The sequence below is a fragment of the Nocardia sp. JMUB6875 genome, assembly GCF_041154655.1.
Classification (GTDB): Bacteria; Actinomycetota; Actinomycetes; order Mycobacteriales; family Mycobacteriaceae; genus Nocardia.
In genome coordinates this window covers 1-14,466 of sequence record NZ_BAAFGR010000058.1, presented here as the reverse complement: position 1 = coordinate 14,466, position 14,466 = coordinate 1, and the positions used below count along the sequence as shown (strand labels likewise).

Sequence of the window (14,466 nt, the reverse complement as noted above, 5' to 3'; positions counted from 1 at the left end):
TATTGCTGAGAGGTTTGCAGTCCCGTGCGCATCGCCACCTGGAACGTGAATTCGATTCGCACCCGGCAGGATCGGGTGCTGGCCTGGCTGGACCGCGCCGATATCGACGTGCTCGCCATGCAGGAGACCAAGTGCAAGGACGAGCAGTTCCCGTTCGAGGCGTTCGAGGCCGCCGGGTACGAGGTCACGCACATCGGCCTGAGCCAGTGGAACGGCGTGGCCATCGCCTCCCGGGTGGGTCTCGAGGATGTCGAGAACGGGTTCCCGAATCAGCCGGGCTTCGACAAGGACGCCGGTGAGTCGCTGCTGAGCGCGCCGGTGGTGGAGGCCCGCGCGATCGGCGCGACCTGCGGCGGGGTCCGGGTCTGGAGCCTGTACGTGCCCAACGGGCGCGCGCTGGGCGATCCGCACTACGCCTACAAGCTGGAATGGCTTGCCGCGCTGCGCGATGCGGGCGCCAAGTGGCTGTCGGAGGATCCGGACGCGCAGATCGCGCTGGTCGGCGACTGGAATATCGCGCCGACCGATCTGGATGTCTGGTCGCCGGAGTTCTTCGAGGGCAAGACCCACGTCTCCGAACCGGAGCGCGACGCGTTCGACGCCTTCGGCGAGGCGGGCTTCTCCGATGTGATGCGGCCGTTCCATCCCGGACCGGGCGTCTACACCTACTGGGACTACACGCAGCTGCGCTTCCCCCGCAAGGAGGGCATGCGCATCGACTTCATCCTGGGCTCGCCCGCCCTGGCGGCCCGCGTCACCGAGGCGAACGTGGACCGCGAGGAGCGAAAGGGCAAGGGCGCCAGCGATCACGCGCCGGTGGTGGCCGACCTCGCCGACTGAGCGGGGCCGCCACAACTAGACCGGTCGGGTTTTAATGGCGTCGCGGGAGATGAAGACGTCATAGGTGCCCGGTGTCGCGATGACGGCATTGCCGTAGGCCGAGCGCACGAAGGGCTTGGTGTACCAGGTCTGATTCTTCATGTCCTGGAAGAAGTCCTGGTCGCTGCCGTTGAGGAAGATCTGGTTCTGCTTGGTGGCGATGCCGTCCAGCCGCTGCCCGTAGAGCCGGGTCACCTTGTAGCCGGAGTTGAAGCCCAGCGCGTTCACCCAGGCCTCGAGCTCGACGATATTGGCCTGCAGCACCCACATATCGCCCTCGACCTGATAGGTCTCGTGCTTGTCCCCGTGGTCCTTGTCGCCGTAGAGCGTCAGGTCCACGGTCATCATGTGCTCTTGCCCCGCAATGGGTTTGGCCTCGATGTGCGCGGCCTTCACCTCCCCGGTGAGCCCGAGGAAGGTCTGCAGCAGCGTGGTGATCCAGAGGATCACGACCGCGACCAGCACCAGCCCGATCGCGCCCGCGCCGCGCCCGGCCAGCACCCGCCAGCCGACCTTGCGCGCCTTGAAGACGGCGGTGACCAGCAGCGCGACCGCGCCGATGGCGAGGACCAGCAGCAGGATCTGAATCCAGCCGAAGGAAACCGGGAAGACCATGCGGTAGTTGTACCCCGTGGGCACGACAGTTCACCGCAGGTCAGAAATGAAAAGAGCGTGTCCTCCCGGCGAGCCGTGAAACTCGCCGACAGGACACGCCCTCGAGAGTTAGAAAGCTGCTTCGTCCAGCTTCATGATGTCGTTGTCGATGTTCTCGACGACCGCGCGCACGCCGCTGATCAGCGGGAGCTTGTTCTTGGCGAACCAGGACGCGACACCGACCTTGCCGGTGTAGAAGTTCTTGTCCTTGGCGTCGGCCCCGCCGTCGAGCGCGGCCTGCGCGATGGCGGCCTGCTCCAGCAGCCGCCACGCGATGACGAGATCGCCCACGGCGTACAGGAACCGGACCGAGCCCAGACCGACCTTGTAGATCTCGTCGACCTGCTGCTGCGAGGCCATCAGGAAGCCGGTCAGGGTGGCGGCCATGGCCTGCACGTCGGCCAGCGCCGCGCCGAGCAGCCCGCGCTCCACCTTGAACTGGTCCGGGCCGCCGTCGATGAACTTCTGGATCAGGCCCGCGACGTGGCCGAGCGCCACGCCCTTGTCGCGAATGATCTTGCGGAAGAAGAAGTCCTGCGCCTGGATTGCGGTGGTGCCCTCGTACAGCGAGTCGATCTTGCAGTCGCGGATGTACTGCTCGATCGGGTAATCCTGCAGGTAGCCGGAACCGCCCAGGGTCTGCAGCGATTCGGTCAGGCTCTCGTAGGCGCGGTCGGAGCCGCAGCCCTTGACGATCGGCAGCAGCAGGTCGTTGACCCGCTCGGCCAGCTCGGCGTCCACACCGTAATTGGCCTGTGCCACATCGGCGTTCTGGTACGAGGCGCAGTACATGTACAGCGCGCGCAGGCCCTCGGCGTACGCCTTCTGGGTGGCCAGCGAGCGACGCACGTCCGGGTGGTGGGTGATGGTGACGCGCGGCGCGGCCTTGTCGGTCATCTGGGTCAGATCCGCACCCTGCACGCGCTGCTTCGCGTACTCGAGGGCATTCAGGTAGCCGGTGGACAACGCGCCGGTGGCCTTGGTGCCCACCATCATTCGCGCGTTCTCGATGACCTTGAACATCTGCGCGATGCCGTTGTGCACGCCGCCGACCAGGTAGCCGACGGCGGGAATGTCGCCGCCGAAGGTGATCTCACAGGTCGGCGAGGACTTGATGCCCATCTTGTGCTCGACGCCGGTGACCAGCGCGCCGTTCTTGGCACCGAGTTCCATTGTCTCGGAATCGAACAGGAAGCGCGGCACCACGAACAGCGACAGGCCCTTGGTGCCCGGTCCCGCGCCCTCGGGGCGGGCCAGCACCAGATGGAAGATGTTGTCGGCGGTGTCGCCCACGTCGCCGCCGGAGATGAAGCGCTTGACGCCCTCGATGTGCCAGGTGCCGTCGGCCTGCTCGATGGCCTTGGTGCGGCCCATGCCGACATCCGAACCCGCGTCGGGCTCGGTGAGCACCATGGTTCCGCCCCAACGGTTCTCCCACGCGTGGGTGGCCCAGCGCTTCTGCTCGTCGGTGCCCTCGTCGAAGAGCACCTTGTGCATGAGCGGACCCATATTGAAGAAGGAGGCCGAGTTGTTGGCCGCCACCAGCATTTCCTGGATGCCCCAGATCAGCGCGTTCGGCGCGGGCACGCCGCCCATCTCCTCGGACATGCCCAGACCCGAGTAGCCCGCCTCGTTGACCGCGGCCACGGTCTTCTTCAGCGATTCGGGGACGGTGATGGTGTGCTGATCCGGAATGAACTCGACCGGGTTACGGTCGGCGTCGACGAACGACTCCGCGATGGGGCCCTCCGCGAGGCGCTTGGCCTCGGCGAGCATCTCGCGTGCGGTGTCGCCGTCCAGGTCACCGTAGGCGCCCTTGTCCAGCAGCTCGCCGATTCCCAGTACCTCGAACAAGTTGAACTCGATGTCTCGTAGGTTCGCCTTGTAGTGGGACACGGAAGGGCCTCCTCGGGCATAGGTAATCGACAGATCAAGCGATGTTGGAGATCAAGCGCAGGTTGCCGTACGTCCGTACCGTTACGCAAGCGTAGGTACGTCTCTTCACCCGGAAAGGCCCGGACGACCGGGCCGAGGACCGAAAAGTTAACCGCGCCGTTATGCGCTGGAGCGGGAACGACGGCCGTACAGCTCCTTGGCCTGCTGCGGAGTGACGGTGACCGGATTCACCGGAGCCCCGGCTCGCATATGTTCCTCGAGCAGGCGACCGGTCATCTTGCCGATGAAGTTCTTGGCGACCTTCAGTTCGAGCCGGTCGCTCTTCAGCGCGGCCATGGCGGCGCGCACGGCGGGCGGGTAGGCCGCGTCGAGCAGGCCGGGCTGGTCGAATCCGCCGGTCTCGCGCATCCACTTGGGCAGGGTGGCGATGGCGGCCGGGGCCACCAAACGGCTTCCAGCCCAAAGCTTCACGCCCTTCTCACTCGGCGTGAAGAGCAGGTAGTGCATGCCGCGGCAGGCGCGCTCCGAGCTGCACAGGCGCGGGCGCACCCGCTCGAAGTACTCGCGAACCTCCGCGCGGGAGGTGGGCACGTCCTCGGGCCGGCAGGTCTGCAGTTCGGCGGCGATGACGCACTCCCGCCAGTACTGCGCCTCCTCCTCCGGGCTCAGCGGTCCGGGGCCGTACATCTCGTAGCACTTGAGCACCGAGTGCCAGCCGGTGACGTGGATCCACAGCTGCGAGTCGGGATTGTTCGCGCTGTAGCGCTTTCCGGTGATCGGCTCGATGCCGGTGGCCTTGGCGTGCACCTGCATGAGGTGCTCGGAGGCCTCGATGGCCATGCGGCTGTCGGCCACCGCCGCGATGAGGAAGTAGGCGAAGGTGTGGTCGAGCCGGCCGCGTGGATCGGAGTAGATGCCGCCGACATCGGCGACGGCCGCGGTCAGGTCCGGATCGAAGTGCTCGAGGGTGACCGCGCGCTGGAAGCCGATGAGCGCGGTGGGCGCGGTCCAGACCTTCCAGGTCGGCGAGCCGGGTCCGAAGAAGCCGTAGTCGACTTCGCGGATGGTGCGGGCGGGCGCGTCGAACTGCGGACGCGCGGTCGTCTCCGTCATCGTGTCTGCTCCTTTGCAGCGTCGATGGTTAGGCGTGGAAGCCTTTTCATTCACGAATGTAGCAAAATCAGGGATTCATTTCATACTGACCCGCAAGGGCCGTGACCTGCGCCAACACCTTCTCGAAGCGAGCCGGATCGGAAACCGGACGGCGGACCAGGTCGAGGGCGCGGACCTGCTGGGCCTTGGTGGCCGTGGGCTTGGTGTGCAGGGTCAGGGCGTGCTTGGAGAACTCGCGGACGAATAGGTCGAACAGCTGGTCCAGCACCGCCTCGTCCGCGCCCGCGATGTCGGCCTGCTCGAGGATGAGCTGGGCGTACGGGAGGGTGGTGAAGAGCTCGCCGAGGGCGAAGAGGAAGTCGACGTCCTGCTGCTGTTCGGCGGTCGGGGTGGCGGCGGCCAGCAGAGTCTGCAGGGCCAGGGCCTGTTCCAGGAAGACGGCGACATTCGGGATGTGCGCGAACTTCTCGAAGACCGGACGCCAGTCGGCGAAGCGGATCTTGCCCAGGCCGCTGCTCGGGCCCTGGCGGAAGAGGAATTCGTCGTCGGCGGCATCGCGGCGGGTGGGCACGGGAGCGTGTGCGGCGCGGGCGAATTCGGTCTTCAGCGCGGGCACGGCCTTGGCGGCGGGACCGGTCGCGCGGCGGCTGGTCCAGCTCAGCGCGCCCGACACCGCGCGCACCGCGCCCTTGGGTGCGACGCCCGCACCGGGCAGGTAGCGCAGCGCGGCCAGACCGGCGTCGGCGGGATGGAACATGAAGTTGGGCATGAACTTCAGCGACAGCGCCATGTTCACGTGCACCGTGCCCTCCAGCCGCGGCAGGCCGAACATGCCGACCATGGCCATGGGGAAGTACATGTCGTTCTCGAAGCCGCGCGCGGCGATCACGTCGGCGAGGTCCTCGTAGAGCTTCTGGCCGTGGCGGGTGACCGACATCTTCTCGATGGCGTTGAAAAGCAGGTAGCGCCGGTCGTTCTCATCGGCCGAGCGCATGTAGTCGATGGCCCGCTCGCTGTAGAGCTTCATGCCGATCAGGCGCGCGTAGCTGTCCGCGAGCAGCGATTTCACCTGCGGGAACTCGGTCACGCGGTGCCCGAACAGGATTCGGTTGTGCGCGTGCGTGACGGCCTCGAACATGGCGTGCTCACAGGAGCCGACCGCACCGAAGCCGAGATTGAACTTGCCGACATTGACCGTGTTCATAGCGGCGTCGAAGGCGGCCCGGCCGGTGTGCAGGATGTCGGATTCGGCGACCGGGTAGTTCTCCAGATCGAAGGCGGCGACGTACATCTGGGAGTCGACGACGTTCTTGCGCAGCTTGTAGTTCTTGTGCCGCGAGTCGGCGGCGAAGAACAGGTAGCCGGAGTACTCCTCGTCGGTCATCTTCCGCAGGAAGTCCGAGGAGTCGATGATCGGCTTGTCGGCGCGGCGGCCGAAGACCGACACCATGCCCGCGAGATTGCCATTGCCGATGTAGTGCTTGCCGCCGGTGGCGGTGTAGCCGCCGCGTGGCTTGGGCTCCAACACCATGTCGGTCGAATAGATGTCCGCGCCATGGTCCTTCTCGGACAAGCCGAAGGCGAAGATCTCCCCGGATTCCAACAGTCCCGCCGCCCGCGCCTTGGCCTCGGCGTTCGAGCTCTGCCAGATCGGCCCCAGGCCCAGGATGGTGACCTGCCAGACGTACCAGTACTGCATGCCGTAGAAGCCGAGGATCTTGCTCATCATGGCGATCCGCGCGGTGTCCCAGCGCTTGTTCGGATCGCCCGCGGCCTGTTCGGCCGGGGTCAGGAAGGTCGCGAAGACCCGTTCGCGCTTGATGAAGTCCAGGAAATCGGCGTACCAGACGCGGTCGCGGCTCTCGGCCAGCAGGCGCACCTTGCCGAAGGCCTCGAAGTAGTCGACGGTGGCACGCAGCAGTCGCCGGGTCTCCGCGTCGAATTCGGTGAATTCGCAGGTCTTCGGGTTGAACAGGGTCGGACTCATCGGGATTCGTCTCCTCCGCGGCTGGTTTCCTGCGTGAATGTAGCATTATTATCCACCGATGTAGGAAACGATCTTGCTCGGCCGCCCGACCTGCCGTTCCCCACCCCGCGAACACTGCTATCGTCGGTGCGCATGGGCACCGATTCGGCGATACGACCACGCCAGCGCGCGCGGCATCTGGGTCCCGAACGCCGTCGCCCGCAGGTCCTCGACACCGCCCTGGAGATCGCCGTCGCCGACGGCATCGCCGCGGTGACCATCGCCGCCGTGGCCGACCGCATGAAGGTGACCCGGCCCGTCGTCTACGCCTGCTTCGCCGATCGGGTCGAGCTGCTCCAGGCCCTGATCCAGCGCGAGGAGGAGTACCTGATCGCGGGCATCCTCGACGTGCTGCCGCGCCGCCGGGTGGAGGCCGACGAGGCGGTGTTCGTGGAGGGCTTCCGCGCGCTGCTGCACACCGTGTCCCAGCGGCCCGACAGCTGGCGCCTGCTCTACGGCAATCCCGATCCGGCCGTGGCGGATTCGTTCGGCAAGGGCCGGCTGCTCGCCGTGGAGCGCTGCGCCCGCCGCCTGCGGCCCACCCTGAAGGCCTGGGGCACCGAGGACGCCGAGCGCAAACTTTCGGCACTGGTCGAACTGTGGGTCTCCGCCGGTGAGGGCGCGGTCCGCACCCTGCTGACCGACCCGGGCGAATGGACGCCGGACACCTTGGGCGAGTTCATCGGCGCGGCCGTCTACCGCGCCCTGCGACACGCCTGACTCACACCCGAGCACGCCCGAGCCACACCCGAGCACACCTGGCCGAACCCGGGCCGCACCCGCAATTCGATGGTTACGATGGAAAACGGACCATCGGTCAATGCGGGAGACGGCAATGACGTTCTATCGGCAGGTCGGTTCGGTGCCGCCCAAGCGGCACACTCAACATCGGGATGAGCAGGGTCGGCTCTATTACGAAGAGCTGATGGGAGAAGAGGGCTTCTCCGGCGATTCCTCGCTGCTCTACCACCGGGGATTACCTCCGGCCATTGTGGATTCGTCGGTGTGGGTGCTGCCCGAGCAGCGGCTGTACCCGAATCATCCACTGCGGCACCGGCATTTGAAGCTGCACGAACTGTTCCTGGGCGACAAACCGGGCGACAGCGATGTGGTGAACGGGCGGCGGCTGCTGCTCGGCAATGCCGACGTGCGCATCTCGTATGTCGCAGCCCTGCGGGAGTCGCCGCTGTATCGCAATGCGATCGGCGACGAGCTGGTCTACATCGAATCCGGTTCGGGGCGGGTGGAAACCGTCTTCGGGACGCTGCCGGTGCGGCAGGGGCTACAGGTGCTGCTACCCCGCGCCACCACCCACCGCTGGATTCCGGACGGCCCCGAGCCCTTGCGCGCGTACGTGATCGAGGGCACCGGTCACATCACCCCACCCAAGCGCTATCTCTCGAAATACGGCCAGTTCCTGGAGAATTCGCCCTATTGCGAGCGGGATCTGCACGGGCCGACCGAGCTCACGCGGGCCGAGGGCGAGAATGTGGAGGTGCTGGTCAAGCACCGCCCGGCCGGTGAGATCGTCGGCACCAGCATGGTTTACGCGACCCACCCCTTCGATGTGGTGGGCTGGGACGGCTGCCTGTACCCGTTCACCTTCGATATCGCCGACTTCGAACCCATTACCGGGCGGGTACATCAGCCGCCGCCGGTGCATCAGGCGTTCGAGGGTCAGAACTTCGTGATCTGCAATTTCGTGCCGCGCAAGGTGGACTACCACCCGCTCTCGATTCCGGTGCCGTACTACCACTCGAATGTGGACTCCGACGAGATCCTCTTCTACTGCGGCGGAAACTACGAGGCGCGCAAGGGATCCGGGATCGGGCAGGGGTCGGTGTCGGTGCATCCGGGCGGGTACGCGCACGGGCCGCAGCCGGGCGCCTACGAGCGCAGCATCGGCATCGAGTTCTTCGACGAGCTGGCGGTCATGGTCGATACGTTCCATCCGCTGCAGCTGGGTGAGGGCGGGCTGGCGTGTGAGGATCCGGGCTACGCGTGGACGTGGTCGGGTCGTGGGCCGAATCAGTGGATTTGAGTGCGTTCGAGGGTATGGGCTGGTGACGGGGAAGGTGAATGGGGATATGAGCAGCCGGGTGCGCGTCGAGGTTCCCGAGGGTTCCGGATTCGGCCCGACGCACCTGCCGTACTGCGTGTTCCGCCCGCTGGGCGAGGAGCCGCGGGTGGGTGCGCGACTGGGTGATTCGGTCATCGATCTGGCGGTGGCGCTGGATGATCCGATGTTCCATCAGCCCACCCTGAACGCCTTCATGACGCAGGGTCCGCAATGCTGGCGGGAGGTGCGCGAGCGGGTGCGGGTGGCGGCCGAATCCGAGCTGCCCGCCGCGGCGGTGCACGCGGTGCGGGCGGTGCGGCTGGATCTGCCGGTGGCGATCGGCGATTACGTCGACTTCTACGCCAGCCTCGACCACGCCACCGCCATGGGCCGCATGCTGCGGCCCAATGCCGAACCGCTGCTGCCGAATTGGCGGCACCTGCCGGTGGGATATCACGGGCGCGCGGGCACGGTGGTGGTGTCGGGCACCGATATCGTGCGGCCGCACGGGCAGCGCAAGACCGATTCCGGCACCCCGGATTTCGGGCCGAGTCGACGCGTGGACATCGAGGCGGAGCTGGGTTTCCTGGTGGGCGCGGGTTCCGAACTCGGCCGGCCGATCGAGACCGGCGAGTTCGCCGAGCATGTGTTCGGGGTCGCGCTGGTGAACGACTGGTCGGCGCGCGATATCCAGGCCTGGGAGGGGCAACCGCTGGGACCGTTCCTCGGCAAGTCCTTCGCAACCACGCTGTCGGCGTGGGTGACTCCGCTCGACGCGCTCACCGAGGCGCGAATTCCGCTGCCGCCGCAGCATCCCGAGCCGCTGCCGTATCTGCGGGACGAGGCGGCCTGGGGTTTGGACATCGATCTGTCGGTGGAATGGAACGGCCACGTCGTCTCCACTCCCCCGTACCGGCGCATGTACTGGTCGCCCGCGCAGATGCTCGCGCACATGACGGTGAACGGCGCCTCGACCCGCACCGGCGATCTGTTCGCCTCCGGCACCATTTCCGGGGCCGACCGCGCCGAGCGCGGCTCGCTGATGGAAATGAGCTGGGGCGGTGCCGAACCCATCGAGGTGAACGGGGTGCAGCGGACCTTCCTGAACGACAGCGATGAGGTGACGATCACCGCCACCGCACCCGCCGTCGGGGGTGGCCGCCTGCAACTGGGTGAGGTGCGCGGGCGAATCGTGAAAGCTGTTTGATAGCTGGACCGTATCGCCATGAGCATGATCACTGTCCCTACCGAGCGGTAGACCAGGAACGTTACCGTTCCGGCAGTCCGAAGACTGCCGGAGGTGCGTCAATGTTGACCAGTTCTGCCCGGTTCGCCATGGCACGCCCGCGCGCGGTCCTGGTGGCCGCGCTGTTGCTGATGCTCGTCTGCGGTGGCTTCGGCGCCACCGTGAAGTCGCACATGGTCGGCGGCGGGTACCTGACCGACTCGCTGGAATCGGTGCGCGCCAACGACTTCATCACGAAGAACTTCCCCGGCGGCAATCCGAACCTGATCGTCATGGTCAGCGGGGACGGCGGCGTCAACAGTCCGGAGGTACGCGCGGAGGCGCAGCGCATCACCGAGGACCTCGGACACGATCCGAATGTGACCGGTGTGCAGTCCTATTGGACCAGCGTCACCGCCCGGCCCGATCTGGCCACCGCATTGAAGAGCAAGGACGGTCAGCGCGGGCTGATCATGGCCACGGTCACCGGCACCGATACCGATGTGCAGAATCGGGCGGCCGAGATCTCGAACCGGATCGATGGCGATCGCGACGGCGTGCAGGTGCGGGTCGGCGGCATGGCCGGGACCTTCGCGGACATCAATCATCAGGTCGAGCAGGATCTGCTGCTGGCCGAGGCCATCGCGGTGCCGGTGTCCGGGCTGCTGCTGGTGCTGGTGTTCGGCAGTGTGATCGCGGCCGCGCTGCCGATCGGCGTGGGGCTCTTCGCGATCGCGGCCACCATGGGCATTCTGCGCGGGCTGACCACGGTCATGGAGGTGTCGATCTTCGCGCTGAACATGACCAGTGCGCTGGGTCTGGCGCTGGCCATCGACTACAGCCTGTTCATTGTCAGCCGCTACCGCGAGGAGCTGGCGGGCGGGCGCGATACCCGTTCGGCCATCCTGCGTTCGGTGCAGACGGCGGGTCGCACGGTGGTCTTCTCCGGATTGACGGTCGCGCTGGCGCTGGCCGCGCTGGCGGTGTTCCCGCAGCCGTTCTTCAAGTCCTTCGCCTACGCCGGTGTGGCGGTGGTGGCGGCGGCCGTGGGCGCATCGGTATTGCTGCTGCCCGCCGCGCTGTTCCTGCTCGGCGATCGTGTGAACGCCTGGGATCTGCGGAAACCGTTGCGCCGCCTGCTCGGTCGCGGGGCGGCCGTGCCGACGCGGGCCGAGGAGACCTTCTGGTACCGCCTGGTCACCTGGGTGATGCGGCGGGCGCTGCCGGTCGCGGTGGTCACCACGGCCGCGCTGCTGGCGCTCGGATCCCCGTTCCTGAAGGCGCATTTCGGGACGCCGGACGATCGGGTGATCGGGACGTTCGCGTCCAGCCGCCAGGTGGGTGATGCGCTGCGGCAGGACTTCAACGCCGATATGGCCTCCAGCGCGGTGGTCGTGCTGCCCGGATTCCACGGGGACAGCAGGGAGATCGGCGCGTACGCGTCCCGGCTCTCGCAGGTGCCGGGCATTCCGGCGGTGCTGTCCGGTGACGGCGTCTACGTGAACGGCGCGAAGATGGCGGCCGGTGTTCCGCAGATGATCGGCGCGAACGGGGCCTACCTCTCGGTCGGCACGAAGACCGCGCCCTACTCCGCCGAGGGCAAAGCGCAATTGGCGGAGTTGCGTGCCGTGCCCGCGCCGGGCGAGGTGCTGTTCGGCGGTGCGGCCGCGTTGAACGAGGACACCATGGACTCGGTGATCAGCCGGATTCCATTGGCGGGCGCGCTGATCGCGATCATCACGCTGATCCTGCTGTTCCTCTTCACCGGTAGCGTGGTGCTTCCGGTCAAGGCGCTGCTGTTGAACATGCTGTCGCTGACCGCGACCTTCGGCGCGATGATCTGGATCTTCGAGCAGGGCCATCTGTCCGGGTTCCTCGGCTTCACGTCCACCGGCAGCCTGGATCTGTTCATGCCGATCCTCATGTTCTGCTTGGCCTTCGGCATGTCCATGGACTACGAGGTCTTTCTGTTGTCGCGGATCCGCGAGGAGTGGCTGGCGTCCGACCGCGGTCCCGCCGCGAATACCCGCTCGGTCGCCCTCGGCGTGGCCCGCACCGGCCGGATCTTCACCGCCGCCGCGGGTTTGATGGCGGTGGTCCTGCTGGCCGTCGCCACCTCCGAGGTCGCGCCGATGAAGCTGTTCGGCATCGGCCTGGCGCTGGCGGTGATCGCCGACGCCACCGTCATTCGCGGCCTGCTGGCCCCGGCGCTCATGCGCCTGATGTCCATCGCCAACTGGTGGGCCCCGAAACCGCTTGCGGCGCTGCACAAGCGGATCGGGTTGGAGGAGTCAGCGCCGGTAGCCGACGGCGACCACCCCGGCGGCGAGCAGTACCAGGATGCCGATGATGCCGAGGCCGACGCCCATGCTGTCGGCGAAGGCGGCCGGATGATGGGCGCCGTCCCCCGCGCGTGAGGCCATGATGGTGCCGATCACCGCGACACCCGTGGCCGCGCCGAATTCCCGTGCGGCGGAGTTCAATCCGGCGCCCATGCCCGACCGGTCGGCGGGCAGGTTGGCCATGACGCCGTGGGTCAGCACGGGCGCGGCGAACCCCATGCCGCAGGACAGCAGCACCAGGTAGACCGCGTAGAGCGGATACGGGGTGCTCGCGTCCGCGGTGGCGACCGCCAGCAGGCCCGCGCCGATGAGGGCCAGACCACCGGCGGCCGGAATCAGCGGCCCCAGCCGGGCTTCCAGCCGCACCGCGAAGCGGGGCACGATGATCATGCCGAGGGTGAGCGGCACGATGGCCAGACCCGCCGCGGCGGCGGAGAAGCCCTTCACGTACTGCATGTACTGCGAGTTCACGAAGAACAGCGCGAACAGGCCGAAAAACGTTGTGCCCGTGCCCAGCACGGCCACGCTCAGCCGCCGCGACCGGAACACCCGCGGATCGATGAGCGGATGCGGCGACCGCAGGGAATGCCAGATCAGCCCCGCGAGCAGCACCGCGCCGAGCGCGAAACCGGCCAGCACCTCCGCCGAACCCCAGCCGTGCGAGGGGCCCTCGATGATCCCGTACAGGACCGCGGTCGATCCGGCCGTGAGCAGTATCGCCCCGAGCGGATCCTGATTCGCCTCGCGCCGTGGGGTTTTCGGCGTCACCGCCGCGACCAGCACCAGCAGGGCCAGCCCCGCCGGGACCATCACCCAGAACAGCGCCTGCCACGGCAGGTACTGCTGCAAGAGTCCGCCGCCGATATTGCCCAGGGCCCCACCGAGACCCAGCGACAGCGTCCACGCGGCCAGCGCGCTCGCGCGGGTGCGGGCGTCCGGGGACAGCTGCACCAGGATCGACATGGTGGCGGGCATGATGAGCGCGGCGCCCGCGCCCGAGACCGCCCGGCCCACGATCAGTTCGGCGGAATGCACGGCCAATGCGCTGGTCAGCGCGCCCGTCGTGAACAGCCCGAGGCCCACCAGCAGTGCACCCTTGCGCCCGTACCGGTCCCCGATGGCACCGGCCGGGATGAGCAGGGCGGCGAACACGATGACGTAGGCGTCGACCGCCCACAACAATTCCGACGCACTCGGATGCAGCGCGGACGCGGCCAGCAGCGGAATGGCCAGATTGATGGCCGCCACCATGGATTGCGCCACCATGATGCACGCGCACATGGCGAGCAGCACCGCGCGCGGCGGCCCGGCGGAACGGCTTTCGGCGACCGGCACTCCGGACACGACTGTGGACATGGGTGTACTCCAAACGGCAATGAGGAATTGGAATTCCGTCACCTTCCGGACGGAACGAATTCCACGGTAAAGCCGCTCCGAGCATTACTCAAATGCATCTTTATCATCGAATACATGCACCGCACGCAATCCACCGACCTCCGGGGCCTGGACCTGAACCTGCTGGTCACGCTGGATGCCCTGCTCACCGAGCACAGCGTGACCGGTGCGGCCGACCGCCTGCGGCTCTCCGAACCCGCGGTCAGCCGGGCCCTCGGCCGCATCCGCCGCGCCATCGGCGATCCGATCCTGGTCCGCGCGGGCCGCGTCATGGTCCCCACCCCGCACGCCCTGGCCATCGAGCCCGAGGTCCGCGACCTGGTGGACCGCCTGCAACGCCTCTTCTCCGCCACCCACGCCACCGATATCCGCACGGTCACCCGCGACCTGACCGTCCTGGCCCACTACGCCATGGCCGCCGTCTTCGGCCCCGCCCTGGTCGAACGCGCCGCCGCCGAGGCCCCCGGCATCACCCTGCGCTTCCTCAACGAGGGCCACACCGACACCCCCATGCTCCGCGACGGCCACGCCGACCTCGAGGTCGGCATCATCGGCGACCGCGCCCCCGAAATCCACATCACCCCGGTCTACGAGGACCACATGATCGGCGCGGCCCGCACCGGACATCCGCTCCTGCGCGACAACAAGATTCGCCTGGCCGACTACGTCCGAGCCCGCCACCTCGCCGCCTCCCGCCGCGGCCGCCTGACCGGCCCCATCGACGACGCCCTCGCAACAAAGGGTCTCCGTCGCGAGGTAACCGCCTCGGTAGCAGGCATCACCGGCTCCCTCTTCTTCCTCCGCAACAGCGACCTACTCGGCAACATCCCCGCCTGCGCCCGCCCCCTGGCCCATCAACTCGGCCTCACCACCTTCG

At 67.4% G+C, this 14,466-nt stretch carries 10 protein-coding genes and 1 pseudogene; 6 read left to right on the top strand and 5 right to left on the bottom strand.

The genetic code is table 11. The features are described 5' to 3' along the window. The first annotated feature begins 24 nt into the window (after positions 1–24). Positions 25–840: an exodeoxyribonuclease III gene (locus tag ACAM49_RS17025; protein WP_369636489.1), complete on the top strand. Its 816-nt coding sequence runs from the start codon at positions 25–27 to the stop codon at positions 838–840. A 15-nt stretch (positions 841–855) separates the two neighbouring features. Here the strand turns inward: ACAM49_RS17025 and ACAM49_RS17020 are convergent, their stop codons facing one another. From ACAM49_RS17020 to ACAM49_RS17005, 4 genes are all read right to left on the bottom strand, one after another. After that, positions 856–1,494 carry a hypothetical protein gene (locus ACAM49_RS17020; RefSeq protein ID WP_369636512.1) on the bottom strand — a complete coding sequence of 213 codons (639 nt, stop codon included), beginning with the start codon at positions 1,492–1,494 and terminating at the stop codon, positions 856–858. Between the two features lie 108 nt (positions 1,495–1,602). Beyond that, on the bottom strand, positions 1,603–3,429 hold the full coding sequence (locus ACAM49_RS17015; protein WP_369636488.1) for an acyl-CoA dehydrogenase: 1,827 nt from the start codon (positions 3,427–3,429) through the stop codon (positions 1,603–1,605). 159 nt (positions 3,430–3,588) lie between these two features. Further along, positions 3,589–4,542 carry an oxygenase MpaB family protein gene (locus ACAM49_RS17010; RefSeq protein WP_369636487.1) on the bottom strand — a complete coding sequence of 318 codons (954 nt, stop codon included), beginning with the start codon at positions 4,540–4,542 and terminating at the stop codon, positions 3,589–3,591. A 67-nt stretch (positions 4,543–4,609) separates the two neighbouring features. After that, positions 4,610–6,529 carry an acyl-CoA dehydrogenase gene (locus tag ACAM49_RS17005; RefSeq protein ID WP_369636486.1) on the bottom strand — a complete coding sequence of 640 codons (1,920 nt, stop codon included), beginning with the start codon at positions 6,527–6,529 and terminating at the stop codon, positions 4,610–4,612. 132 nt (positions 6,530–6,661) lie between these two features. Between ACAM49_RS17005 and ACAM49_RS17000 the strand changes: the two genes are divergently transcribed. From ACAM49_RS17000 to ACAM49_RS16985, 4 genes are all read left to right on the top strand, one after another. Continuing rightward, a complete protein-coding gene (locus ACAM49_RS17000) occupies positions 6,662–7,288 on the top strand; it encodes a TetR/AcrR family transcriptional regulator (RefSeq protein ID WP_369636485.1) in 627 nt (208 codons plus the stop codon). 115 nt (positions 7,289–7,403) lie between these two features. Further along, positions 7,404–8,609, top strand: coding sequence for a homogentisate 1,2-dioxygenase (locus tag ACAM49_RS16995; RefSeq protein ID WP_369636484.1), 1,206 nt, complete (start codon positions 7,404–7,406; stop codon positions 8,607–8,609). A gap of 46 nt (positions 8,610–8,655) precedes the next feature. Beyond that, positions 8,656–9,834, top strand: coding sequence for a fumarylacetoacetase (fahA, locus tag ACAM49_RS16990; RefSeq protein WP_369636483.1), 1,179 nt, complete (start codon positions 8,656–8,658; stop codon positions 9,832–9,834). A 101-nt stretch (positions 9,835–9,935) separates the two neighbouring features. Beyond that, a complete protein-coding gene (locus ACAM49_RS16985; RefSeq protein WP_369636482.1) occupies positions 9,936–12,269 on the top strand; it encodes an MMPL family transporter in 2,334 nt (777 codons plus the stop codon). A gap of 39 nt (positions 12,270–12,308) precedes the next feature. Here the strand turns inward: ACAM49_RS16985 and ACAM49_RS16980 are convergent. Continuing rightward, positions 12,309–13,460: pseudogene (locus tag ACAM49_RS16980) on the bottom strand (MFS transporter); the annotation flags it as partial. 204 nt (positions 13,461–13,664) lie between these two features. Between ACAM49_RS16980 and ACAM49_RS16975 the strand changes: the two are divergent. After that, positions 13,665–14,466 (top strand): LysR family transcriptional regulator (locus ACAM49_RS16975; RefSeq protein WP_369636481.1); only part of this gene is annotated, 802 nt, incomplete at its 3' end.